At 71.4% G+C, this 24,032-nt stretch carries 25 protein-coding genes, 1 tRNA gene and 1 riboswitch; of the genes, 10 read left to right on the top strand and 16 right to left on the bottom strand.

All coding sequences use genetic code 11. The annotated features are described in order from the left end of the window. Positions 1-70: 70 nt before the first annotated feature. Together cysD and B5D60_RS09875 are read left to right on the top strand one after the other, a co-directional pair. Positions 71-991 (top strand): sulfate adenylyltransferase subunit CysD, encoded by a 921-nt coding sequence (cysD, locus tag B5D60_RS09880; RefSeq protein ID WP_078700001.1) that lies wholly within the window; start codon positions 71-73, stop codon positions 989-991. Beyond that, complete coding sequence (locus B5D60_RS09875) at positions 991-2,235, top strand: sulfate adenylyltransferase subunit 1 (RefSeq protein WP_078700000.1); 1,245 nt, start codon at positions 991-993, stop codon at positions 2,233-2,235. Before cysD ends, B5D60_RS09875 begins: the two co-directional genes overlap by 1 nt. Positions 2,236-2,313: 78 nt before the next feature. On the opposite strand, the gene B5D60_RS09870 is transcribed toward B5D60_RS09875, so the two are convergent. The 9 genes from B5D60_RS09870 to B5D60_RS09830 form a co-directional block, all read right to left on the bottom strand. Next, positions 2,314-3,711 carry a sugar transferase gene (locus tag B5D60_RS09870; RefSeq protein ID WP_172806315.1) on the bottom strand — a complete coding sequence of 466 codons (1,398 nt, stop codon included), beginning with the start codon at positions 3,709-3,711 and terminating at the stop codon, positions 2,314-2,316. Positions 3,712-4,164: 453 nt separating this feature from the next. Then, positions 4,165-4,914: an acyltransferase gene (locus B5D60_RS09865; RefSeq protein ID WP_078699998.1), complete on the bottom strand. Its 750-nt coding sequence runs from the start codon at positions 4,912-4,914 to the stop codon at positions 4,165-4,167. Positions 4,915-4,982: 68 nt separating this feature from the next. Next, positions 4,983-6,620, bottom strand: coding sequence for a chaperonin GroEL (groL, locus tag B5D60_RS09860; protein ID WP_078699997.1), 1,638 nt, complete (start codon positions 6,618-6,620; stop codon positions 4,983-4,985). A gap of 120 nt (positions 6,621-6,740) precedes the next feature. Then, positions 6,741-6,944 carry a cold-shock protein gene (locus B5D60_RS09855; protein WP_078699996.1) on the bottom strand — a complete coding sequence of 68 codons (204 nt, stop codon included), beginning with the start codon at positions 6,942-6,944 and terminating at the stop codon, positions 6,741-6,743. Between the two features lie 99 nt (positions 6,945-7,043). After that, the gene (locus B5D60_RS09850; RefSeq protein ID WP_078699995.1) at positions 7,044-7,322 is read right to left on the bottom strand and encodes a ubiquitin-like small modifier protein 1; all 279 of its coding nucleotides are present in this window, start codon (positions 7,320-7,322) and stop codon (positions 7,044-7,046) included. Positions 7,323-7,354: 32 nt separating this feature from the next. Further along, positions 7,355-8,635, bottom strand: coding sequence for a threonine synthase (gene thrC, locus B5D60_RS09845; protein ID WP_078699994.1), 1,281 nt, complete (start codon positions 8,633-8,635; stop codon positions 7,355-7,357). Beyond that, positions 8,629-8,741: riboswitch (SAM riboswitch) on the bottom strand. Its footprint overlaps the gene before it by 7 nt. Before the next feature lie 69 nt (positions 8,742-8,810). Continuing rightward, positions 8,811-9,584: a trehalose-phosphatase gene (gene otsB, locus B5D60_RS09840; protein ID WP_078699993.1), complete on the bottom strand. Its 774-nt coding sequence runs from the start codon at positions 9,582-9,584 to the stop codon at positions 8,811-8,813. A gap of 30 nt (positions 9,585-9,614) precedes the next feature. Further along, on the bottom strand, positions 9,615-10,181 hold the full coding sequence (locus B5D60_RS09835) for a LytR C-terminal domain-containing protein (RefSeq protein WP_078699992.1): 567 nt from the start codon (positions 10,179-10,181) through the stop codon (positions 9,615-9,617). Between the two features lies 1 nt (position 10,182). Then, the gene (locus B5D60_RS09830; protein ID WP_078699991.1) at positions 10,183-10,473 is read right to left on the bottom strand and encodes a DUF3263 domain-containing protein; all 291 of its coding nucleotides are present in this window, start codon (positions 10,471-10,473) and stop codon (positions 10,183-10,185) included. Positions 10,474-10,584: 111 nt separating this feature from the next. Between B5D60_RS09830 and B5D60_RS09825 the strand changes: the two genes are divergently transcribed. The 4 genes from B5D60_RS09825 to B5D60_RS09810 are packed head-to-tail and all read left to right on the top strand — an operon-like array spanning position 10,585 to position 15,301. Then, entirely contained in the window at positions 10,585-12,009 is a 1,425-nt protein-coding gene (locus B5D60_RS09825; RefSeq protein ID WP_078699990.1) for an alpha,alpha-trehalose-phosphate synthase (UDP-forming), read from the top strand. Beyond that, positions 11,999-13,312 (top strand): MFS transporter, encoded by a 1,314-nt coding sequence (locus B5D60_RS09820; RefSeq protein ID WP_078699989.1) that lies wholly within the window; start codon positions 11,999-12,001, stop codon positions 13,310-13,312. The genes B5D60_RS09825 and B5D60_RS09820 overlap by 11 nt, the downstream gene beginning before the upstream one ends. Beyond that, positions 13,302-14,711, top strand: coding sequence for a pyridoxal phosphate-dependent decarboxylase family protein (locus tag B5D60_RS09815; protein WP_078699988.1), 1,410 nt, complete (start codon positions 13,302-13,304; stop codon positions 14,709-14,711). Before B5D60_RS09820 ends, B5D60_RS09815 begins: the two co-directional genes overlap by 11 nt. A gap of 2 nt (positions 14,712-14,713) precedes the next feature. After that, the gene (locus B5D60_RS09810) at positions 14,714-15,301 is read left to right on the top strand and encodes a GNAT family N-acetyltransferase (RefSeq protein ID WP_078699987.1); all 588 of its coding nucleotides are present in this window, start codon (positions 14,714-14,716) and stop codon (positions 15,299-15,301) included. Between the two features lies 1 nt (position 15,302). Here the strand turns inward: B5D60_RS09810 and B5D60_RS09805 are convergent, their stop codons facing one another. Continuing rightward, entirely contained in the window at positions 15,303-16,553 is a 1,251-nt protein-coding gene (locus B5D60_RS09805) for an MFS transporter (protein ID WP_078699986.1), read from the bottom strand. Between the two features lie 52 nt (positions 16,554-16,605). Between B5D60_RS09805 and B5D60_RS09800 the strand changes: the two genes are divergently transcribed. From B5D60_RS09800 to B5D60_RS09790, 3 genes are read left to right on the top strand one after another with little or no spacing between them, the layout of a single operon-like run. Beyond that, entirely contained in the window at positions 16,606-17,751 is a 1,146-nt protein-coding gene (locus B5D60_RS09800; protein ID WP_231948704.1) for an MFS transporter, read from the top strand. Beyond that, entirely contained in the window at positions 17,748-18,419 is a 672-nt protein-coding gene (locus tag B5D60_RS09795; protein WP_269456857.1) for a uracil-DNA glycosylase, read from the top strand. Before B5D60_RS09800 ends, B5D60_RS09795 begins: the two co-directional genes overlap by 4 nt. Positions 18,420-18,428: 9 nt before the next feature. Further along, positions 18,429-19,601, top strand: coding sequence for an AI-2E family transporter (locus B5D60_RS09790; protein ID WP_231948703.1), 1,173 nt, complete (start codon positions 18,429-18,431; stop codon positions 19,599-19,601). 28 nt (positions 19,602-19,629) lie between these two features. On the opposite strand, the gene purU is transcribed toward B5D60_RS09790, so the two are convergent. Genes purU through B5D60_RS09770 form a run of 4 tightly spaced genes read right to left on the bottom strand, consistent with a single transcriptional unit; the run spans position 19,630 to position 22,143 of the window. Next, the gene (gene purU, locus B5D60_RS09785) at positions 19,630-20,496 is read right to left on the bottom strand and encodes a formyltetrahydrofolate deformylase (protein ID WP_078699983.1); all 867 of its coding nucleotides are present in this window, start codon (positions 20,494-20,496) and stop codon (positions 19,630-19,632) included. A gap of 12 nt (positions 20,497-20,508) precedes the next feature. Next, positions 20,509-21,444: a sodium:calcium antiporter gene (locus tag B5D60_RS09780; protein ID WP_078699982.1), complete on the bottom strand. Its 936-nt coding sequence runs from the start codon at positions 21,442-21,444 to the stop codon at positions 20,509-20,511. 7 nt (positions 21,445-21,451) lie between these two features. After that, entirely contained in the window at positions 21,452-21,808 is a 357-nt protein-coding gene (locus B5D60_RS09775) for a DUF488 domain-containing protein (RefSeq protein WP_078699981.1), read from the bottom strand. Beyond that, positions 21,805-22,143: a cupin domain-containing protein gene (locus B5D60_RS09770; protein ID WP_078699980.1), complete on the bottom strand. Its 339-nt coding sequence runs from the start codon at positions 22,141-22,143 to the stop codon at positions 21,805-21,807. Before B5D60_RS09770 ends, B5D60_RS09775 begins: the two co-directional genes overlap by 4 nt. Before the next feature lie 60 nt (positions 22,144-22,203). Between B5D60_RS09770 and B5D60_RS09765 the strand changes: the two genes are divergently transcribed. Beyond that, positions 22,204-23,136, top strand: coding sequence for an MBL fold metallo-hydrolase (locus B5D60_RS09765; RefSeq protein ID WP_078699979.1), 933 nt, complete (start codon positions 22,204-22,206; stop codon positions 23,134-23,136). A 7-nt stretch (positions 23,137-23,143) separates the two neighbouring features. On the opposite strand, the gene B5D60_RS09760 is transcribed toward B5D60_RS09765, so the two are convergent. Both B5D60_RS09760 and B5D60_RS09755 read right to left on the bottom strand, forming a co-directional pair. After that, a tRNA-Thr gene (locus B5D60_RS09760) sits at positions 23,144-23,219 on the bottom strand. A 36-nt stretch (positions 23,220-23,255) separates the two neighbouring features. Then, positions 23,256-24,032: a hypothetical protein gene (locus B5D60_RS09755; RefSeq protein WP_078699978.1), complete on the bottom strand. Its 777-nt coding sequence runs from the start codon at positions 24,030-24,032 to the stop codon at positions 23,256-23,258.

The following is a 24,032-nucleotide window of genomic DNA, read 5'->3' as shown; positions in this document are numbered from 1 at the left end:
CGGCCGCACGAGAACGCCCAGCGGCCGCGCCCCTGCAGCACCGCTCGACCCCATGGGGAGGAACACGTCGATGACCGACACGCGCGAGTCGCGTCGCTACGGCATGAGCCAGCTCGACCATCTCGAGGCCGAGGCGATCTACATCATCCGCGAGCTCGTCGCGGAGAACGAGCGGCCCGCCCTGCTGTTCTCCGGCGGCAAGGACTCGGTCGTGATGCTCAACCTCGCGGTGCGCGCCTTCGCACCGGGCCCGATCCCGTTCCCGGTCGTCCACATCGACACCGGGCACAACTTCGACGAGGTCCTCGAGTTCCGCGACCGCGTCGTGGAGCAGCTCGGCGTCCGACTGATCGTCGGCTCCGTCCAGGACGCGATCGACGAGGGATTCGTGCGTGAGGAGCCGAACGGCTCGCGCAACCGCATCCAGACCCCCGTCCTGATCCGCACCACCGAGCAGCACGGCCTCAGCGCCCTGTTCGGCGGCGCCCGGCGCGACGAGGAGAAGGCACGCGCCAAGGAGCGCGTGTTCTCCTTCCGTGACGACTTCGGCCAGTGGGACCCCAAGAACCAGCGTCCCGAGCTGTGGTCGCTCTACAACGGCCGGATCCATCCCGGCGAGAGCATCCGCTGCTTCCCGCTGTCGAACTGGACCGAGCTGGACATCTGGCAGTACATCGCCCGCGAGGACATCGAGCTGCCCGACATCTACTACGCCCAGAAGCGCGAGGTCTTCCTGCGCGGCGGCATGTACTTCACGATCAACCAGCACTGCCAGCCCCGCGACGACGAGGAGGTGTTCGTCGAGTCGGTCCGCTACCGCACCGTCGGCGACGCCACCCTGACGGCGGCGGTCCCCTCGACCGCGGCCACGCCGGAGGAGGTGGTGGCCGAGGTCGCCGCCACGCGCATCACCGAGCGCGGCGCCACCCGCGGCGACGACAAGGTCAGCGAGGCTGCGATGGAGGATCGCAAGAAGGAGGGCTACTTCTGATGGACATCCTGCGATTCGCCACGGCCGGCTCGGTCGACGACGGCAAGAGCACCCTCATCGGCCGGCTGCTGTTCGACAGCAAGTCGATCTTCACCGACCAGCTCGAGGCCGTGGAGGCCACGAGCGCCCAGCGCGGCGACGAGTACACCGACCTGGCGCTGCTCACCGACGGCCTGCGCGCCGAGCGCGAGCAGGGCATCACGATCGACGTGGCCTACCGCTACTTCTCGACGCCGAAGCGCAAGTTCATCATCGCGGACACGCCGGGACACATCCAGTACACGCGCAACATGGTGACGGGTGCCTCCACCGCCGATCTCGCGATCATCCTCGTGGACGCCCGCAAGGGCCTGCAGGAGCAGAGCCGCCGCCACGCCACGCTCGTGTCCCTGCTGCGCGTGCCGCACGTCGTGCTGGCGATCAACAAGATGGACCTGGTCGACTGGTCCGAGGACGTCTACCGGCGCATCAGCGACGAGTTCGTCGACTTCGCCGCCCGCCTGGAGTTCACCGACGTCACGACCATCCCGCTCTCCGCGCTGACGGGCGACAACGTCGTGGCGCGGTCGGCCGAGATGGACTGGTTCGACGGTCCGTCGCTGCTGCACCACCTGGAGAACGTCTACATCGCGAGCGACCGCAACCTCGTCGACGTGCGCTTCCCCGTGCAGTACGTGATCCGCCCCCAGAACGGCCAGGGCGACTACCGCGCGTTCGCGGGCCAGGTCGTCAGCGGCGTCATGCGCCCCGGTGACGAGGTGCTGGTGCTGCCCAGTGGCCTGCCCAGCCGGATCAAGGCGATCGACACCGCCCAGGGCGAGCTGGCCGAGGCGTTCGCGCCGATGTCGGTCACGGTGCGCCTCGAGGACGAGGTGGACGTGTCGCGCGGCGACATGATCGTGCGCCCGAACAACCAGCCGGTCGTCACGCAGGACCTCGACGCGATGGTCTGCTGGATGGACAGCACCGCGATGACGGTCGGTGGCAAGTACGCGATCAAGCACACCACCCGGTCGGCGCGTGCCCTGGTCAAGGAGATCAAGTACGAGCTCGACGTGAACACGCTGCACCGCAACCAGGCGCCGGGCAGCCTCGGGCTCAACGCGATCGGTCGCGTGGTGCTGCGCACGACGCAGCCGCTGATGGTCGATCCCTACCAGCGGAACCGGCAGTCGGGGTCGTTCATCCTCATCGACGAGAGCACCAACCGCACCGTCGGCGCGGGCACCATCACCGAGCACTGACCCGCGATCCTCTCCGGACGCACAGGAACGGCCGCCGCCCCGAGGGGCGGCGGCCGTTCTGCCGGGGGGACTCGTGGCCTACCAGGCGCCCTTGCGACCGAGGACGACGCCGATGGTCTTGAGCAGGATCGTCAGGTCCATCCGCAGATTCCAGTTGTTGACGTACATCAGGTCGAGGCGGATCGACTCGTCCCACGAGAGGTTCGAGCGACCGCTGACCTGCCACAGGCCGGTCATGCCGGGCTTGACGTGCAGCCGGCGCCACACCCACTGGCTGTACTGCGACGTCTCGCTCTCGATGGCCGGGCGGGGGCCCACCAGCGCCATGTCGCCCAGCAGCACGTTGAACAGCTGGGGCAGCTCGTCGAGCGACGTCTGGCGCAGCATCCGGCCGACCCGGGTGACGCGGGGGTCCTGGGCCATCTTGAACAGCGGCCCCGCACCCTCGTTGAGCTCGCGCAGGTCCTCGACCCGCTGGTCGGCATCGACGACCATCGTGCGGAACTTGAAGATCGTGAACGGCACGCCGTCCTTGCCCGTGCGCTCCTGCCGGTAGATGATCGGCCCGCGCGTGTCCAGCCGGATGCCCAGCGCGATGAGGCCCATCAGCGGAGCACCGAACAGGATCGCCAGCACCGCGAACGCCCGGTCGAAGAACGCCTTGACCGCCTGGCCCACGAGGTGGCTGTTCGGCGGGTCCAGGGCCAGCGCCAGCTGGTCGCCGACCCGGGTGGGTCGCACGAACTCGACGTAGTCGTTCATGTCGGTCAGCACGAGGCACTCGATCTCGGCGCGCTGCAGGCCCCACGCGAGGTGGCGCAGCGACGGGTCGCCCAGGGCCTGATCGGCCGTGATGACCACCCGTGCCCCGTGGACCGTGCGCAGCAGCTTCGGGACGTCGCGGACCACGGAGTTCACCGTGGCGCTCCCCAGCGGCTGGGTGGAGTCCCACGTGCAGCGCCCGACCACGACGAGGTCGTGACGGTCCTCCCAGCGGGCCGCGAGCCGGTTGACGGCGTCGGCGGGACCCACCAGCAGCGTGGGCACCCGGCGCAGGGCCGTGCGGTGCACCAGCGCGGAGGCCACGATCAGCGAGGCGGTCACGCTCAGGACGACGACGGCGGCGCGCAGCTCGGCCGAGACGACGTCGGACAGGACGAGGGTGGCCAGCGCGCCCAGCGCGAGGACCGCGATCAGCCGCTTGGCCGGTCGCAGCGATCCCGCTCGCTCGTAGGCCGGCAGCGCTGCCAGGCTGAAGCCGAGCCACAGGACGACGCCGGCGGACAGGGCCGTGAGGGCCCCGGGCGCCATGCCGACGACGAGGCCGGCGACGATCGTTCCCACGAGCACGACGAGGTGCCCGACGAGTCCCTGGCGGATCAGTGCTTCCAGTGACGAACGCCCCGTGGGCATCGCCGTGAGTTCCCGGTGGACCGAAGGTGATCCGGTACCGGAGTCGCTGGTGATGGGCTCCACCAGACGCAGCGGAAGGACGGTTTCATCGCGCCCGTCGATCGCTGAAGTCATGCCAACTCCCCAATGCGCACCTGCGGTGTCGTGCTGCGGACCCCTCCGCCTCACCGCGGCACACGTGCCGTCGTGTCTGCGTACTCAGCCAAGAGCGTCGTTGAGTGGTGCCGATACAAGCCCGTAGGCTAGCCCCCCGGCCCGGTTCCCCCGCACCCGATGTCTCCCTCCGCCGGATTCCCCCTCCGACGGCCACCGAATGACGCGATGCCCCTGTCTTTCTCCTCGAAAGTAGGCCATGGCGGGACGTGTGTCAGGGCATTCCGCAAATTCCCGCATGTAGCGCACGTCACATTCACCCAGACTGCAGTTTGTCGTGATCCATGCAGGCGAACGCATCGATTCGCGCACGAGCCTCAGGGGTAACTTGAAGTTTCGGGCATCAACCGCGATTTCCCGCGCTCACGGGGCGTCGTCGAACGACCACGTGGTTCCCTCACGCACCACACGCCCCGGAGACCCCGCCACCACCACGTTTGCGGGCACCTTCTGACCCCTCACGACGGCCCTCATTCCGACGCAGACATGGTCGCCGATCTCGACGTGACCCGAGACCACCGACTCGCGGCACAGCCACACGTGGTGACCGATGCGGATCGTGGCCCCGAAGGGGTTGAGCCGCTCCCCCGTGACCGCGTCCTCGAGCCGGTGCATGTCGTCGGTGGCGATGTAGACCCCGGCCGCCCACAGCTGGTCGCCCGCGGCCACGACACGGCCGCCGTTGCGCGCGTCGACGACGGGCGCCCTGGTGGCCACGAGGGGCCCGTGCAGGACGATCGAGGACCCCGCGCCGCAGTAGAGCTCGCCTGCCGTGAGCACGACGCGCTCGTCGAGGAAGACGGTCGCCTCGTTCCCGCCGACGAGCAGCGACGTCAGGTGGTCCATCGGGGCACCGACCACGATCAGCGCGTCCTGGAAGTAGAAGGTCGTCAGCGCCGCCACGACGTGGTCGGGCAGCCGCGCGCCGGGCGCCACGTACAGCGCGTTGTCGAGGTCGTTCCACCAGGAGGGCAGCGGTCCGTCCATCCGTCGCCAGTCGATCGCGTCGAGGCGGGCCGGGTCCACGCCCGCTGCGACGAGCCGGGCCCGGTGCTCGGGCGTCATCGCGTCGTCGGTCCGGGAGAGCTCCAGCCACGTGGTCACGCCGGACATCCTCCCACCCCCGGACGCACGGGACCCCGGCACCTGTGAGGTGCCGGGGTCCCGTGGAACAGCGGGAATCAGAAGCCCATGCCACCCATGCCACCCATGTCGCCCATGTCGGGGGCGCCGGCCGCGCCCGCGGGCTCCGGCTTGTCGGCCACGACGGCCTCGGTGGTCAGGAACAGCGCGGCGATCGACGCGGCGTTCTGCAGCGCCGAGCGCGTGACCTTGGCCGGATCGATGATGCCGGTCGCGATCATGTCGACGTACTCGCCGGTGGCCGCGTTGAGGCCGTGACCCTGCTCGAGGTTCGCGACCTTCTCCGCCACGACGCCGCCCTCGAGGCCGGCGTTGATGGCGATCTGCTTCAGCGGGGCCGAGGTCGCGACGCGGACGATGTTCGCGCCGGTGGCCTCGTCACCCTCGAGCTCGAGCTTCTCGAACGCGGCCTTGCTGGCCTGGACGAGCGCGACACCGCCGCCGGGGACGATGCCCTCCTCAACGGCCGCCTTGGCGTTGCGGACGGCGTCCTCGATGCGGTGCTTGCGCTCCTTGAGCTCGACCTCGGTGGCCGCGCCGACCTTGATGACGGCCACGCCGCCGGCCAGCTTCGCGAGGCGCTCCTGGAGCTTCTCGCGGTCGTAGTCCGAGTCGCTGTTCTCGATCTCGGCCTTGATCTGCGCCACGCGGCCCTGGATCTGGGCCTCGTCGCCGCCACCCTCGACGATGGTGGTCTCGTCCTTGGACGTGACGACCTTGCGAGCGGTGCCGAGCAGCGTCAGGTCGGCGTTCTCGAGCTTGAGGCCGACCTCCTCGCTGATGACCTCGCCACCGGTGAGGATCGCGATGTCGGTCAGCATCGCCTTGCGACGGTCACCGAAGCCGGGCGCCTTGATGGCGACGGACTTGAAGGTGCCCTTCAGCTTGTTGACGATGAGGGTGGCCAGCGCCTCGCCCTCGACGTCCTCGGCGATGATCGCCAGCGGCTTGCCGGTCTGCATGACCTTCTCCAGCACCGGGACCATGTCCTTGACGGTGCTGATCTTGCTGTTGACGATCAGGATGTACGGATCCTCGAGCACGGTCTCCATGCGCTCGGGGTCGGTGACGAAGTAGCCCGACAGGTGACCCTTGTCGAAGCGCATGCCCTCGGTCAGCTCGAGGTCGAGGCCGAACGTGTTCGACTCCTCGACCGTGATGACGCCTTCCTTGCCGACCTTGTCCATCGCCTCGGCGATGATCTCGCCGACCGTGGTGTCAGCGGCGGAGATGGAGGCGGTGGAGGCGATCTGCTCCTTGGTCTCGACGTCCTTCGCCATGGCGAGCAGCTGCTCGCTGATGGCCTCGACGGCGATCTCGATGCCCTTCTTCAGGCCCATCGGGTTGGCGCCGGCGGCGACGTTGCGCAGACCCTCGCGCACGAGCGCCTGGGCCAGGACGGTGGCGGTGGTGGTGCCGTCACCCGCGACGTCGTCGGTCTTCTTGGCGACCTCCTTGACGAGCTCGGCACCGATCTTCTCGTAGGGATCCTCGAGCTCGATCTCCTTGGCGATGGAGACGCCGTCGTTCGTGATCGTGGGGGCTCCCCACTTCTTCTCCAGGACGACGTTCCGGCCCTTGGGGCCGAGGGTGACCTTCACGGCGTCGGCGAGCTGGTTCATGCCCCGCTCGAGCCCGCGCCGGGCTTCTTCGTTGAATGCGATGGACTTGGCCATGGGTGCGTGTCTCCGACATAAGTAGAAGTGGAACTAGCACTCTCACTATACGAGTGCTAATCCCCACCGTTCAAGCGACCCCGCACCCGAGGTCGCCCGATGCACCAGTCCCCCGAAGCACTAGTGCAGGGGCTGCACGTTCTCGGCCTCACGTCCCTTGGGGCCGTCGACGATCTCCAGCTCGACGTTCTGGCCGTCCTCCAGGGTCTTGAACCCGTTGATCGCGATCTTGGACCAGTGGACGAAGACGTCGTCCTGGCCCTCGACGGCGATGAAGCCGTAACCCTTGTCGGAGTTGAACCACTTGACGGTGCCATGCACCATGAGACCACCTTGTTCTGCGCGGAAAGGTCCGCGGCCGGACCAGAGCCAGCGTATCGGCAGCAGGCCCGATCCTCCTACGCGGGATTGCTCGGGAGGGACTCAGCAGCCGCCGGCGACGGCCGGGATGACCGAGATCTGGGTGCCGTCGGGCGTGCGGGTGTCGAGGCCCTCGGCGAAGCGGACGTCCTCCTCCGCCACGTAGACGTTCACGAAGCGGCGCAGCTTGCCGTCCTCGTCGACGATCCGCGCGCGGATGCCGGGGTAGGTCGACTCGAGCGACTCCAGCACGTCGCTGAGGCGGTCGCCCTCGGCGCTGACCTGGGACTCGTCGTTCGTGTAGCTGCGCAGGATCGTGGGGATGCGGACGGACACGGCCATGGGGCTCTCCTCGGGTGGGTCGGTCGGACGGCTCAGGCGATGCCGGCCGCGGTGAAGGCGTCGTAGGTGGGGGCGATGGTGGCGCGGGCGCCGACGGACCCGGAGACGGCGTCGAGCGTCTTGAGGCCGTGACCGGTGTTGATCACCACGGTCTCCAGCTCCGGGTCGAGCTGGCCGGTCTCGACCAGCTTCTTCAGGACGGCGACGGTCGTGCCGCCCGCCGTCTCGGTGAAGATGCCCTCGGTGCGGGCCAGCAGCACGATCCCCTCGCGGATCTGCTCGTCGTCGACCTCCTCGACGCCGCCGCCGGTGGAGCGGGCGATGTCGAGCACGTAGATGCCGTCGGCCGGATTGCCGATCGCGAGCGACTTGGCGATCGTGTCGGGCCGCACGGGCCGGATCGCGTCGACGCCGTCCTTGAACGCGGTGGCGACGGGGTTGCAGCCCGTGGCCTGCGCGCCGAACACGCGGTAGGGCTTGTCCTCGACCAGGCCGAGCGCGATGAGCTCGCCGAACGCCTTGTGCACCTTGGTCAGCTGCGAGCCGGAGGCGACGGGGATGACGATCTGGTCGGGCAGGCGCCAGCCGAGCTGCTCGGCGATCTCGTACCCGAGCGTCTTGGAGCCCTCGGCGTAGAACGGGCGCACGTTCACGTTGACGAAGGCCCAGCCGTCCTCCTCGCCGGCGATCTCGCTGGCCAGCTTGTTGACGTCGTCGTAGTTGCCGTCGACCGCGATGAGGTTCTCGGTGAAGATCGCCGAGTTCACCTGCTTGGGCGTCTCGAGGTTGCTCGGGATGAACACGACCGTGCGGATCCCGGCCCGCGCGCCGGCCGCGGCGACCGCGTTGGCGAGGTTGCCGGTGGAGGGGCAGGCGAAGACCTTGCTGCCGAACTCGCGCGCCGCGCTCAGCGCGCAGGCCACGACGCGGTCCTTGAAGGAGTTGGTGGGGTTGGTGCTGTCGTCCTTGACCCACAGCTTCGCCAGGCCGAGCTCGGCGGCGAGGTTGCGGGCGTCGAGCAGGCGGGTGAAGCCGGGCTCGAGGTTCGGGCTGCTCTCGATGTCGTCGGGGACGGGCAGCAGCGCCTTGTAGCGCCAGATGTTGGCCGGCCCGGCCTCGATCTGCTCACGCGTGACCGTGCCGAAGTCGTAGGCGATCTCCAGCGGGCCGAAGCAGTCGTAACAGGCGTAGTGGGGGCCGAGCTCGCGCGTGGCGCCGCACTCGCGGCACTTCAGGCCGGTGGCGGGGCCGAAGGCACCCTCGCGGAGGGTGCTGGTCTCGGGGGTCGTGACGCTCACGAAGACTCCATTCATCTCTCCGGGTCGACGTTCGACCGCGGACGGAATTAGCACCTGGCCGGTGATCGGCTGGTTGCTGGGGCTTCGTCGGGCCGTGTCCCTCTGCCCCTCGGGATGAGTGGCTTCAGACTAGGTGGCCGTCTCACGATACGTCCACTCCGTCCGGATGACGAGACGGTGACGCGGAGGCTCAGGCGGGCGCGAACCGGTCGGCGAGATCGCCGAGCCACGCGGCCACGGCGTCGGGGCCGTCGAGCACCACGTCGGCCAGCGCGACGAGCGCGTCCTGCTCGTCGGAGGCCGAGCACACGAGCGTGACGTCCATCCCCTGCTCGCGCAGGGCGATGCCCTCCTCGAAGGCCGGCAGGTCGCCGAGGTCGTCACCGGCGTAGATCACGGCGCCAGGCTCGACGCGGCCGACCACGCGCCGTAGGGTCTGGCCCTTGTCGGTGCCGGCGGAGCGCAGCTCGATCACCTGGCGGCCCGGCTCGAGGTGCAGGCCGACCTCGGCCGCGAGGGCCTCGATCTGGGGCCGCAGCTCGTCCAGCAGGCCCGGCGCGACGCCGCGGGTGTGCAGCGCGATCGCCAGTCCCTTGTCCTCGATCCGGATCCGGGAGGCGTCGTGCTCGACGAGCCACTGCGGCAGCCGCGCGGCGAGGTCGGAGACGGCCTGCGGGCGGTGCGGCCGACGCACCTCGCCGCTGGCGGCGTCCCAGCGCTCGGCCCCGTACTGGCCGCACACGACCATGCGATCGAGCCCCGGCCCGTCCTCGAAGCGGCCCAGTCGCCGCACCTGCTCCACCGGGCGCCCGGTGATGATCGTCAGCTCACGCAGCACCGGGCCCAGCCGGCGCAGGGCGGCCAGCGAGTCGGGATGGATCCAGGCCGATGCGGGGTCGTCGACGATCGGTGCGAGCGTGCCGTCGAAGTCGAGCGCGAGCAGCGTGCCCCCCGGTTCGGTCATGGGGAAAGTATGGCGCGGAGTCACGAGGACTCAGCGGGGGCTGGCCAGCACGACCGTGAGGTTGGTGCCGGACATGCCCGCGGTGGCGGGCATGAGACGCGAGATGGCCAGGTCGCCGCCGAGCAGCGCCGCCTCGCCCTGACGGCCCGCCGGGTAGTAGATCGTGTCCTGTGGCACGTTGCCGCGCCAGTCGGCGACCGCCCCGATCGTCCACCCGGCCGCACGCGCCTGACCGGCCACACGCCCCGCCAGGCCGCCGATCCCGACCTGGTTGTAGACCGAGACGCCGATCGAGCGCGTCGCCGCCGGCTCGGAGGTGGGCTCGGTGGTGGGCTCGGTCTTCGGCGTCGCGGACTTCTTCGGCTTGGGCTTGGCCGTCTTCTTCGCCGTGGCCTTCGCGGTGGGCGTGGGACCCGTCGTGGTGCGCTTCGCGGACTGCGCGGGGGCGGCGTCGTCGCGGACGGTCTCGATGATCGCCCACCCGCCGGCGACCCCCAGGATGAGCCACACCGCGGGCAGCACGATCACGGTCCAGGCCGGGCCGCGCCGTTCGGGGTCACGCCGGTCGTCGCGCGGTTCGAGCGGGGGCTGGTCCACTTCAGCGGTCGGAGCCGGTGCGTCGCGCCTGGCGCTGACGCTGGCGCTGCGAGCGGAGGCGGCGCAGGCGCTTGACCAGCAGCGGGTCGTGCGCGAGCGCGTCCTCGGAGTCGATCAGCGCGTTGAGGATCTGGTAGTACCGCGTCGAGGTCATGTCGAACTTGTCGCGGATCGCCTGCTCCTTGGCGCCGGCGTACTTCCACCACAGGCGTTCGAGCTCGAGCATCTCGCGGTCGCGGTCGGACAATGCGCCCGCGCTGACCACCTGGTCGTGACTCTCCACCGCTGCCATGTCCCTGATCGTACCGGCGGAATCACACCGTTGTCATTCCCCTGCCAGAATCCGGCGGGCGCGGACGCCCACTCCGGGGCGAGGGCACCCGTTCTCCCCTAAGGTGGCCCCATGGCGCCGGAGCAAGCTGACTTCCTCGTGATCGCCAACCGGCTGCCGGTGGACCGGCTGATCGACGCCGACGGCGCGATCTCCTGGCGCACGTCGCCCGGCGGGCTGGTCACCGCCCTCGAGCCCGTGATGAAGCTGCGCGGCGGTGCGTGGATCGGCTGGCACGGCGCCGCCGAGGAGGACCTCGAGGAGTTCGAGCACGACGGACTGCGCCTCGTGCCCGTGCCGCTGTCGGAGTCCGAGGTCGAGGAGTACTACGAGGGCTTCTCCAACGGCACGCTCTGGCCGCTCTACCACGACGTCGTCGTCACGCCCGAGTACCACCGCGAGTGGTGGGACGCCTACGTCACCGTGAACCGCCGCTTCGCCGAGAAGGCCGCCACGCTGGCCGCGCCCGGCGCCGTGGTGTGGGTGCAGGACTACCAGCTGCAGTTGGTGCCGCAGATGCTGCGCGAGCTGCGCCCCGACCTGCTGATCGGGTTCTTCCTCCACATCCCCTTCCCGCCCACCGAGCTGTTCCAGCAGCTGCCGTGGCGGCGCCAGATCCTCGAGGGCCTGCTCGGCGCCGACCTCGTCGGCTTCCAGATGCCCGGCGGTGCGCAGAACTTCGCCCGCCTCGTGCGTCAGCGCGTGGGTCACCGCACCGTGCGCGACACGGTGTTCCTGCCCGACGGCCGCAAGGTGCTCGCCCGGGCCTACCCGATCTCGATCGACGCGCGCGGCTTCGAGCAGCTCTCGCGCACCCCCGAGGTCACGGCCCGCGCTCAGGAGATCCGCGACAGCCTGGGCAATCCGCGCCACGTGCTCATCGGCATCGACCGCCTCGACTACACCAAGGGCCTGCCGCAGCGGCTCCGCGCGTTCGGCGAGCTGGTCAGCGACGGCGTCATCGACGTGGACGACGCCGTCTTCGTCCAGGTGGCCACCCCGTCGCGCGAGCGCGTGCACCAGTACCGCGTCCTGCGCGACGACATCAACCGCCTCGTCGGGCGGATCAACGGCGACATGGGGCGCATCGGCCAGCAGCCGGTGCAGTACCTGCACGCGTCGTTCCCGCGCGAGGAGATGGCCGCGATGTACCGCGCCGCCGACGTCATGGTCGTCACTCCCCTGCGCGACGGCATGAACCTCGTAGCCAAGGAGTACATCGCCACCCGCTGGGACGACCGCGGCGCGCTCGTGCTCAGCGAGTTCGCCGGCGCCGCGGGCGAGCTCAAGCAGGCCTTCCAGGTCAACCCGCACGACATCAACGGCATGAAGGACGCGCTGCTGGGGGCGATGCGGGCCAATCCCGTCGACCTGCGCAAGCGGATGCGCGCCCTGCGCAAGCAGGTGATGGAGAACGACATCGAGCGCTGGGCCAACACCTTCCTGGCCGAGCTCGCGGCCGTGCGCGACATCGGGCCGTCCGACGGTGACGGCTGAGCTTCCCGCCCGGGTCCGCCGCGGGTACGCGCTCGGCAGTGTCGCGACCGGGACCTTCGGCACCGTTCCCGGGCTGCTGCTGCTGCCCTACCTGACCGACGAGATCGGCATCGGCGCGGCACTGGCCGGTGTCCTGGTCTTCGCCCCGAAGGCCTGGGACGTGGTCCTCAACCCGATCGCGGGGCGCATCAGCGACCGCTCGACCCATCCCGCGGGTCGCCGCCGGCCGTTCCTCGTCCGCGCCGGCCTCACGCTCGCGGTGCTCTTCGCCGTGATGTTCGCCGGGCCCTCCGAGCCGAGCGCGCTCGCCGCCGCGTGGGTGGCCGTGGCCTTCCTGGGCTGCGCGAGCGCCTACGCGTTCTTCCAGGTGCCGTACGTCGCGATGCCGGCCGAGCTGACCCTGGACTACGCCGAGCGCACGCGGCTCATGACGTGGCGCGTGGTGGTGCTGGCGCTGACGATCCTGCTGTCGGGCGCCACCGCGCCGATCGTGGCCGACCAGCTCGGTCACGCCGCGATGGGCGTCTACGTCGCGGTGCTCATCGCGCTCGGCGTGCTCGGGTCGTGGTGGGGCACCCGCGGCGCACCCGAGCACCCCACCGAGACCGCCGCCGGCACCTTCGCCGACCAGCTGCGGCTCGTGGCTGCGAACCCCGACTTCCGCGCGGTCCTGCTGACCTTCGTCGTGCAGGCCGCGGCCATCGGCACGGTGCTCGCCGGCGTGGCCTACGTCGCCGACGACCTGCTCGACAGCGCCGCCGCCAACACATTCCTCTTCGTGGCCTTCGTCGGACCGGCGCTGCTGGTGACGCCGCTGTGGGAGCGGTATGCGGCCACGCGGGGCAAGCGGTCGGGGTACGGACTGGCCACCGGGTTCCTCGTGGTCGGCATGGCCGCCCTGCTGACGGCCCATGCCGGGTGGACGGGCCTGACCTACGTCGCGGCCGCCCTCGTGGGCATCGGCTACGCCGGCGCCCAGGTGTTCCCCATGGCGATGCTGCCCGACGTCGCGGCCGACGACGCGCAGCGCAGCGGCTCGAACCGCATCGGCGTCTTCACGGGCGTGTGGACCGCGGGCGAGACGCTGGGGCTGGCCCTCGGGCCGGGGATCTTCGCGCTCGTGCTCACCGCGGGCGGCTACGTGTCCTCCACCGGCGACGTCACCGTGACCCAGCCCGACAGCGCCCGCCTCGCGATCGCCCTCGGGTTCTCGGTGCTGCCCGCCGCCCTGGCCGCCCTCAGCCTCGTGCTGCTGCGCGGCTACCGCCTCGACGACCGCCTCAGGAGCCTCGATGTCACCTGACCAGATCCTGGCCGAGCTCGCCGCTCGCCGGCAGGGGGACCTCCCCACGCACGGCGGCCGGACCCTGGCCTACGTGTACGACTCGGGCCTCGAGGAGGCCGACGAGGTGGCCCGGCAGGCGATCGCGATGTACGCCGCCACGAACGGCCTCGACCCCACCGCGTTCCCGAGCCTGCTGTCGATGGAGTCCGACCTCGTCGGATTCGCCCGATCGGCGCTGCACGGCGGCGACGAGGTGGTCGGCACCGTCACGTCGGGTGGCACCGAGTCGATCCTGCTGGCCGTGCAGACCGCCCGTGACGCGGCCGGCGTCGAGCGGCCGGCCATGGTGGTGCCCACCACGATCCACGCCGCGTTCGCGAAGGCGGCGCACTACTTCGGCGTCGAGCTCGTGACCGTGCCCGTGGGCCCGGGCCATCGCGCCGACGTCGCCGCCATGACCGAGACGATCGACCGGCTCGGCGACCGCGTGGTGCTGGTGGCCGCCTCCACGCCGTCGTACGCCCATGGCGTGATCGACCCCGTCGAGGACCTCGCGGCCGTCACCCGCGAGCGCGGCCTGCGGTTCCACGTGGACGCGTGCATCGGCGGCTGGATCCTCCCGTGGACCCCGGACGCTCCCGCGTGGGACTTCGCCGTGCCGGGGGTCACCAGCATCTCGGTTGACCTGCACAAGTACGCCTACACGCCCAAGGGGGTGTCGCTGCTGCTGCACGCCGACGCCGCCCTGCGCCGCCCCCAGTTCTTCGCGCACGCCGACTGGCCGGGCTACACGATGCTCAACTCCACCACCCAGTCCACCAAGTCGGGCGGACCACTGGCGGCCGCGTGGGCCGTGGTGCAGCTGATCGGCGACGAGGGCTACCGCGACCTCGTCCGGCGCACCCTCGACGGCACCCGACGGCTCGCCGAGGGCATCGAGGCCATCGACCACCTCCACCTCGTGGAGCGCCCCGACACCTCCCTCGTCGTGGTGGGCACCGACGACGCCGTGGACCCGTTCACGATCAGCGACCTGATGCTCGACCGCGGCTGGTTCGTCCAGCCGCAGATGCGGTTCGGCGACGAGCCCGCCAACCTGCACCTGACGATCTCGGCGGCCACCGCCGCGTCCGTGCCCGAGTTCCTGGAGGCGCTGCGCGAGTCCGTCGCGGCGGCCGCCGCCGCCGGCCCGATCCGGATCGACCCGCTGCTGGCCGAGGCCGCGGCCGGCCTGGATCCGGACACGCTCGACGACGAGGCCTTCGACGGCCTGCTCGCCCTGGCCGGCCTTGCCGGCGAGGGTGGCCAGGTCGCGGTGCCCGAGCGGCTCGGCCCCGTCAACGCCCTCGTCGACGTCGCTCCCCCGCGCGTCCGCGAGGCGCTGATGATCGCCTTCCTCGACCGGCTGACCCGCTGACCATGAGCGACCCCTGGACCACGCCGGCGACGCTGAGCGGCACCCTGGTGCGGCTCGAGGCGCTCCGGCCCGATCACGCCGCCAGCCTCGCCGCGGCCGGTGACGATCCCGTCGTCTTCGAGCACCTGCGCGGGTGGGACGTGATGACGCCCGAGGTGGCCGCCGCACGGATCGAGCGCACGCTGGCCAACCCGGCGCTCGTGCCGTGGGCGCAGGTCGACCTGCGCACCGGCGAGGTGGCCGGCATGACGTGCTTCTACGACGTCGACGCGGAGCTGCGCACGGTGGCGATCGGCCACACCTGGATCGGTCGTCGCTTCTGGCGCAACGGCCTGAACACCGAGGCCAAGCTGCTGCTCCTCACCCGCGCGTTCGACGAACTCGGCTGCGTCCGCGTCGTGTGGCACACCGACATCCGCAACGAACGGTCACAAGCGGCGATCGCCCGCCTCGGGGCGCAGCGTGAGGGCGTGCTGCGCAAGCACAAGCCGCGCGACGACGGGTCCTGGCGCGACACCGTGACGTTCTCGATGCTCGACGACGAGTGGCCGCAGGCCCGCGACCGGCTGGCCGCCGCGCTGCGGCGCTGACTCAGGAGACGATGCGGGCGTTGCGCAGGATCCGCTGCGTGGCCACCGAGACCACGAACGCCACCACCATCGCCCCGATCGTGACGGCGAAGGCGGGGGTGGGCCCCGACGGGCCGAACGCGCCGTCGGCGGCGCGGCCGGCGAGCGACGCGCCCGTGGCGTAGCCGAGGCCGGTGGCGCCGGCCATGAACGTCATGGCCGTGCCGATCCGCGCGGGCGGCACGATGAGGCCGGCCAGCGCGAACGCGCTGATCAGGTAGGGCGCCACCGCGAAGCCCAGCACCGCGATCACGGCGACGACCTGCGGGATCGTCTGCACGAGCAGCAGCGGCAGGGACAGCGCGACCATCGCCCCGGACGCCCACAGCATGCGCGTGGCGTAGAGCACGCTGACCGGGACGGCCGCGAGCGACAGTGCCGCGATCATGCTGCCGATGCCGAGGACGGCGTGGATGAGGCCGGCCACGTCAGGGTGGCCCTGCTGGGTGGCCAGGACCGTGGAGCCGGCCTGGATGCTGCCGAAGAACGTGCCCATGAGGTAGACGGCGAACGCCAGCACGATGAACGCGGCGGTCCACAGCTTCACGCCGTGCGTGGGCGCGTGCTCGCTGCCGCGGGGCACGAGCGCCGCGGTGCGGTGCACGGCGAACCAGGAGCCGAAGACGAGCAGCAGCACGGCGGCGGCCAGCAGCGCTCCGTCGGCCCCGACCAGCACGCCGAGGATGCCGACGAGCGCCGGGCCGAGCACGAAGGACGCCTCGTCCCCCGCACCCTCGTAGGAGAACGCCAGGTCGACGAAGCGGTTGACCTCGGACTCGCGGATGCGGCCCTCGTCGACCCGCAGGGCCAGGACCGGTCGCCACCGCACGCGGGCCAGCGGGCCGACCTGCGGCATCACGAGGCCGGTGAGCGCCGCGACCGCGATGAGGGCCCCGGAGGAGACGCCCCGGTCGGAGCAGACGACGATCGCGACGAGACCGATCGACCCGAGGATCGACTGCGTGAGCACGACGGGCCGCTGCCCGACCCGGTCGGCCGCCGCGCCGAAGAACGGGGAGCCGATCGCACTGGCGACCGCGAGCGCGCCCGCCGTGGCGCCGGCGATGCCGTACTTGCCGGTGGACTGGGCCACGAGCAGCAGCACGCCCATCTGGCTCATCGCGAGCGGGATGCGCCCCAGGAACGCCACCGCGACGAACGAGAATCCAGCTGCGCCCCAGAGGCGGCGGTAGTCGGTGATGGCAGAAGACACAACCCGCCCATGCTACCGGCCGGGCCCATCGACGCCCTCCTACACTCGTGCCGTGGTGGAAGCGACGATCGGGCGAGCACGGGTGGCGACCTCCACCCTCCTGTTCTCCAACGGCTTCCTGCTCGGGGCCTGGATCGTGCACATCCCCGTGGTCATGGATCGCACCGGGATCTCCGCGGCCACCCTCGGCACGCTGCTGCTGTGGATGGGCGCGTGCGCGTGGCTGGGCATGCAGGCCGCCGGCTTCTTCGTCGACCGCACCGGCAGCGCGCGCGCCGTCACGGTCGCCCTCGTGCTGATGTGCCTGTCCCTCCCGCTGCCGGGCCTGGCGACCGACGTGTGGACGCTGGCCGCCGCGCTCGGTCTCCTCGGCGCCACCAACGGCGTCGTCGACGTGGCCCAGAACGCCCAGGCGGTCACCGTCGAGCGGGCGTACGGCCGGCCGGTGATGTCCTCGTTCCACGCGTGGTTCTCCGCCGGCGGCTTCATCGCCTCGGCCCTCGGCGGCACCATGCTGGCGCTGGGCTGGCCCGTGCCCCTGGACTTCCTGGTATTCGCGCTGCTGGGCCTCGTGCTCGTCGCGCTCGTGCGGCCGCACCTGCTCGACCACGACGTGCAGGATCGCGAGGAGGGCCTCGAGCGGCCGCCGTGGACCGCCCGGATCGTGCTGCTCGGCGCGCTGGCGTTCGCGCTGATGCTCGCCGAGGGCGTGGCCTACGACTGGAGCACCGTGCACCTGCGCGACGAGCTCGGCACGACCGAGGCCGTGGCCGCGGTCGCCTACGGCGCCTTCAGCGCGACGATGTTCGTCACGCGGCTCGTGGTGGACCGCATCGTCGTCGTCACCGGACCGGGCCCCTTCGTGCGCTGGGCCTCGATCCTGGGAGCGATCGGCCTGGCGATCGCGATCGTCGCGCCCACGCCGGCGATCGCCATCCTCGGCTGGGCGGTGGTCGGGATCGGGCTCGCGGGGTGCGTGCCCCAGTTCTTCAGCGCGGCGGGCAACGTGGACCCCCGCCACGGCGCGGCGATCATCGCGCGGGTCACGGGCATGGGCTACGTGGCCCTGCTCAGCGGTCCCTCGATCATCGGGCTGCTGACCCACTGGGTGCCGCTCACCACGGCCTTCCTCGTCCCGCTCGCGCTGTGCCTCGTCGCCAGCGCGCTCGCACCCACCGCGCTGAGGAAGCCCGAGTGAGCCTCGAGCACCTGATGGCCCCGGACTGGGCCGAGGCGATGGAGCCCGTCGCACCCCAGATCGCGGCGATGGGCGACTTCCTGCGCGCCGAGGTCGCCGCCGGCCGCACCTACCTGCCCGAGCCGGACGCGATCTTCCGCGCCTTCCGCACCCCCCTGGCGCAGGTGCGGGTGCTCGTCACGGGCCAGGACCCCTACCCGACTCCCGGCCACCCGATGGGCCTGTCGTTCTCGGTCCGGCCCGACGTGCGGCCGCTGCCGCGCAGCCTGGCCAACATCTACCGCGAGCTCGAGGCCGACCTCGGCATCGCGCCGGCGCCGCACGGCGACCTGTCGGCGTGGGCCGACCGGGGCGTCATGCTGCTCAACCGCTGCCTGACCGTGCGACCCGGCGAGGCCGCCAGCCACCGCGGCCGCGGGTGGGAGGCGGTCACCGACCGCGCGATCGCCGCCCTCGTCGAGCGCGGTGGCCCGCTCGTCGCGATCCTGTGGGGCCGCGACGCCCAGTCGCTGGCGTCGCGCCTGGGCGACGTGCCCCGGATCGAGTCGGCCCATCCCAGTCCGCTGTCGGCATCGCGCGGGTTCTTCGGCTCGCGTCCCTTCAGCCGAGCCGACGCCGCCCTGGCCGCCCAGGGCGCGGAGCCGGTGGATTGGGAACTGCCCGGATAGGGTTGCGGAGTGACAGAGACACGCATCCGCGACCGGGCCGTGATGATCGACCAGGGCTTCGTCGTGCTCCAGCGCTGGGGCCTGCGCCTCATCGTCGTCGCCGCCGCCCTGTACGTGCTCGGCTGGGGCGTCGGACGCACCTGGATGATCTGGTTCCCCGTGTCGCTGGCGATCCTGTTCGCCACCGTGCTCGGCCCGCCGACCAAGCGCCTGCGTGACCTCGGGGTCCCCGCGGCCGCAGCGGCCGGCGTCGTGATGCTCGCGTTCCTCGCGGCGCTCGGCTTCCTGTTCTCGATCCTCATCCCCCAGCTCGTGGAGGAGGCGCCCGAGATCGCCGATCGTGCCGCGAAGGGCGTCGGCGAGGTTCAGGACTGGCTCGTGAACGGGCCACTGCCGATCGAGGCGGGTCAGATCTCGAACGCCCTCGACTCGGTCGAGGACTGGCTGCGCAACAGCGCCGGGGACATCAGCAGCGGCGTGCTCTCCACGATCGGCGTGGCCACGAACGTGGTCCTCAACACCGTGCTGGTGCTGATCCTGACCTTCCTGTTCATCAAGGACGGCCACCGCTTCCTGCCGTGGGTCGAGCGCCTCGGCGGCCACCGCGTCGGCGGCCACCTGCGCGAGATGCTCTACCGGGCCTGGAACACCCTCGGCGGCTTCATCCGCACCCAAGCGCTCGTGTCGTTCATCGACGCCGTGCTGATCGGCGCCGCGCTGGCGATCGTGGGCCAGCCGCTGTGGGTGCCGCTCGCCGTCATCACCTTCATCGGCGGGTTCATCCCGATCGTTGGTGCGTTCGCCAGTGGCGCGATCGCCGTGCTGGTGACCCTGGTGACCAACTCCCCGCGGGACGCCCTCATCATCCTGGCCGTGATCGTCGCCGTGCAGCAGCTCGAGGGCAACGTGCTCTCGCCGATGCTGCAGGGCAAGAGCATGAACCTGCACCCGGCCGTCGTGCTGATGGCCGTCACCGCCGGCGGCTCGATCTTCGGCATCACGGGCGCGTTCCTCGCGGTGCCCGTGACGGCCACGATCGCCGAGATCCTGCGCTACGCCAACGAGCGGATCGACGCCGCCCTGACCGCCGGGGGTGATCCGGTGGCGGCGCTCACGGCACCCACCGTGGCCGACCTCGACGCCGACGCCGACGCGTCGAGTGCAGAGGAACGCGACACCTGAGCGAGCGGCCCGCCTCCCGCGGCGGGTCTCAGTCGAAGACGACCGTCTTCATGCCGTTCAGCAGCACCCGGTGCTCGGCGTGGGCGCGCACCGCGCTCACCAGGGCCCGGGCCTCGAGGTCCTGGCCCATGGCCGCCAGCTCGGCCGCCGACGAGCGGTGGTCGACGCGACGGAAGTCCTGCTCGATGATCGGCCCCTCGTCGAGGTCGGCCGTCACGTAGTGCGCCGTGGCGCCGATGACCTTCACGCCGTGACGGTGGGCCTGCTCGTACGGGCGGGCGCCCTTGAAGCTGGGCAGCAGCGAGTGGTGGATGTTGATGGCCCGGCCGTGCACGTCGCGGCACATCTGGTCGGTGAGGATCTGCATGTAGCGCGCCAGGATGAGCGCCTCGGCGCCGCGGCTGTCCATCAGGTCGATCACGAACTGCTCGGTGTCGCGCTTGGTCTCGGGGGTGACCTGAATCTGGTGGAACTCGATGCCGTGCCACTCCACGGTGTCGCGCCAGTCGGGGTGGTTCGACACGACCGCAACGATCTCGACGGGCAGCTGGCCCTGGCGCGCGTGGAAGAGCAGGTTGTTCAGGACGTGGCCCTGCTTGGACACCATCACGACGACACGCAGGGGCGCGGTGGCGTCGTGCAGGTCCCAGTCCATGTCGAACGGCTCGAGCACCGGCGCGAGCGTCGCGCGCATGACCTCGAGCTCGACGTCGCGATCGGCCGCGAAGCGCACGCGCATGAAGAAGTGCAGGGTGTCGGGATCGGCGTACTGCTGGCTCTCGGTGATCGTCCAGCCGTCCTGCGCCAGCGTCGATGCGATCGCCGCGACGATGCCGACCCGGTCGGGGCAGGCGAAGGTCAGGATGAAGTCGCTGTGCGGCCGGGGGCTCTCCATGGACGCATCGTCTCAGGTGCGCGTCGTGAGGATGACGCCCAGGTAGAGGACGTAGGCCGCCACCGCGGCCACGCCCTCCGCCCGCGACACCCGCCGGCCGGTCGCCATCACCGGCAGCAGCAGCACGGCGACGAGCGCCATCAGCGGCAGGTCGACGCGGATGAGGTCGCTCGTCACCTCCAGCGGGGCGACGAGCGACGTGACGCCGAGGATCAGCGCGAGGTTGTACACGCTCGAGCCGATGAGGTTTCCCACCGCGATGTCGCGATCGCCGCGCAGGGTGGAGACGACCGTCGTGACCAGCTCGGGCGCCGACGATCCGATCGCGACGACCGTCAGGCCGATCACGACCTCGCTCACGCCCATCGCGGCGGCGAGATCGACCGCTCCCCGCACGAGCCAGTCGGCACCCAGGACGACGATCCCGAGTCCCGCCGCGAGCATGACCAGGTGCCGGACGAGGCCGCCTCCGCTCCCGTCCGAGGCCGCCGGGACGCGCGACGGGTCGCGCACCGCCAGCGCGACGACCGCCACGGTGTAGAGCACGGCGATCGTCACGAGCACCGTGCCGTCCACGCGCGAGATGCTCCCGTCGAGGGCGAGGAGCACCACCAGGATCGACACCGCGGCCACGACCGGGAGCTCGAAGGCGATCGTCCGCGACTGGATGGCCAGGGGCGCGATCGCCGCGCTGAGGCCGAGGATCAGCAGCAGGTTCACGATGTTCGTGCCGGCGATGTTGCCCACCGCCAGAGGACCCGCCCCGCGCAGCGCGGCGTCGATGCCGATCGCCAGCTCGGGCAGGCTCGTGCCGATCGAGACGACGGTCAGGCCGATCACCATCGGCGGGATGCCGAGCCGCGTGGCGACGCCGGAGCCTCCGCGGACCAGCAGCTCGGCACCGACGATGAGCGTCGCCAGGCCCGCCACGACGAGCAGGACGGCCACGCCGCCCCTACCGCCCGCTCGCGGACTGCCCGAGCCGGTCGCGCAGCAGGAGGGCGTGGTTGTGCTCCTCGTCCTTGGCGGCGAACAGCAGGGTGACGACCTCGTGCTCCTCCACGAGGTCGTGCAGCCGCTCGAGCGCCGGGTTCGCGTCCAGCTCCGTGGCGTACCGGTCACCGAAGGTCGCGAAGTCGAGGTCCCCGCCGTGGAAGGCGCGGCGCAGCTCGGTGCTGGGAGCGACCTCCTTGAGCCACACGTCGACCGCGGCACGCTCCTTCGTCATGCCCCGCGGCCAGAGCCGGTCCACCAGCACCCGCAGGCCGTCGTCGGGCGACGGGTCGTCGTGGACCCGGCGGACCCGGATCATCGGCTCCCTTCGACGACGGTCGTCAGCATGACCGCGGCGTCGTCGATCGCGAGGAGGTCGTGGCGGTGGTCCGGGATGACCAGCAGCTCGCCGGGCCCGCCCTCCCACGCGTCGTCCCCGGCCGTGAGGCGCACGCGCCCGGAGAGCACGAACAGCGTCGCCTCCGAGGGCGCGTCGTGCTCGTCGAGGCGGTGGTCTGCCGCCAGGGCGATGAGCGTCTGCCGCAGCCGGTGGTGGCGCCCGGGATGCAGGGCCACCGCGCTGCGCCCGCTCGGCGCCGACCTCGCCGTCTCGATGTGGTCGTGCGCGAGGGTCGCCAGGTCGGTGGATTCCATGCCCCGACCGTAGCCCGAACCGGGTGCGCGACGGCGGCACGCGTGGGAGAGTCTCGGTCCATGCGCATGAAGCTCGGCCGCCCGGACCTGTCGGTCCACGACGCCCTCTTCGACCTTCCCGCCGCCGCCCCGGACGCCCCGTCGGTCACCTTCGCCGGCGTGTCGACGCTGTCGTTCGAGGACGGGGGATCAGCCCTGCTCATCGACGGCTTCTTCTCCCGCCCGTCGCTCGCCCGGGTCGGTCTCGGCCGGATCTCGCCGGCTCCGGAGCGGATCGGCGACGGCCTCCGGCGGCTGGGCCTCCTCGGCGTCGGGGCATCGCGCCTCGAGGTCGTGCTGCCCGTGCACAGCCACTTCGACCACGCGATGGACTCGGCCGAGGTCGCGCGGCGGACCGGAGCGCTGCTGGCCGGCGGGACGTCCACGCTCAACATCGGCCGCGGTGCCGGGCTCCCCGACGACCGCTGCCGCCCCCTGGAGCCGGGCGTCCCGACCGCGTTCGGCCCCTGGACCGTCACCGCGGTGCCGTCCGAGCACTGTCCCCCCGACCGGTATCCGGGGACGATCGACGAGCCGCTGCGGACGCCGGCGCGAGCGAGCGCCTACCGCTGTGGCGAGGCCTGGTCGCTGCTGGTCGAGCACCCGGCCACCGGGGCCACGCTCGTCCAGGGCAGCGCCGGATTCCGGCCGGAGGCCCTGGCGAGCCTGCGGGCCGATGCGGTGTACCTCGGCATCGGGCAGCTCGGGCTCCTCGGTGCGGAGTACATCGAGCAGTACTGGACCCACACCGTCACGGCCGTCGGTGCGCGGACGGTGGTGCTGACGCACTGGGACGACTTCTTCCGGCCGCTCACCCGTCCGCTGCGCGCCCTGCCGTACGCCGGCGACGACCTCGACGTGACGATGCGCGAGCTGCGCTACCTGGCGGGCCGGGACGGTGTGTCGCTGCACCTGCCCACCCTGTGGCGGCGTGAGGACCCGTGGACTGACTGACGCCTCGTGGAGCCCCCGACAGGATTCGAACCCGCGACATCTTCTTTACAAGAGAAGCGCTCTACCGACTGAGCTACAGGGGCGCGGCGGTGTGGCCGCCCGCCCCATCCTAACGACGGTCAGACCCGCCCGGCCTCGCACGCTTGCGCGAAGTCCTCGTCGACCTGCTCGTCCTCGGGCAGGGCCGGCGTGATCGCCTCGTCCCCGTTGCCGATCTCGGCGAACCGGGTCAGGTCCGTGACCTGGTCGTCGGCGTCGCCGCCCGGCGTGAGGAACCCGTCGAGCACGATGGCGCAGTCGGCGGCGCCGAACTCCTGCCAGCCCGTGACCGTGCCCCACTCGTCGGTCCCCTGGCCGGCGACCACGCCCTGGGTGCGCAGCACGCCGATGACCCGCACCAGACCGTCCTCGGTGGTGACCTCGTGGGCGGTCCGGGTCTGCAGCGACAGGTTGACCGCCCCGTCGGCATCCGACACCTGCCAGACCGCCGTCATCCGGGTGTCGCGCGGGGCGAGCGCCGGGTCCAGCACCGTCGCCCGGGCCAGGCCCGGCTCGGTCTGGGCCTCGGCGGCGTCCTCGATCGCGGACGCCAAGGACTTCGGCAGGTCGTTCCCGACGGCCCCGGGATCGGTGGCGGCCTGCAGGGCCCACGTGCGCACCGCGGCCACCATCTCGTCGTACTCCCGCGCCGGGACGCCGTCGGGGCGCGGGGGCGGCTCGGGCACGGCTCCGGCCGGCGTGGGCCAGCCGGCGATGCCGAGGTCATCGAGGGAGATCTGCTGCGTGGGCGCCGGCTGGGGGTCGGGGGTGGGCGACGGCTCGGGATCCTCGGACCCGCCGGTGCAGCCGCTCAGCAGGAACGTCATCAACACGAGCAGCAGGACCGGACGACGCAT

The organism is Aeromicrobium choanae (assembly GCF_900167475.1).
Taxonomy (GTDB): domain Bacteria; phylum Actinomycetota; class Actinomycetes; order Propionibacteriales; family Nocardioidaceae; genus Aeromicrobium; species Aeromicrobium choanae.
This window is presented reverse-complemented; position numbering and strand designations above follow the sequence as displayed.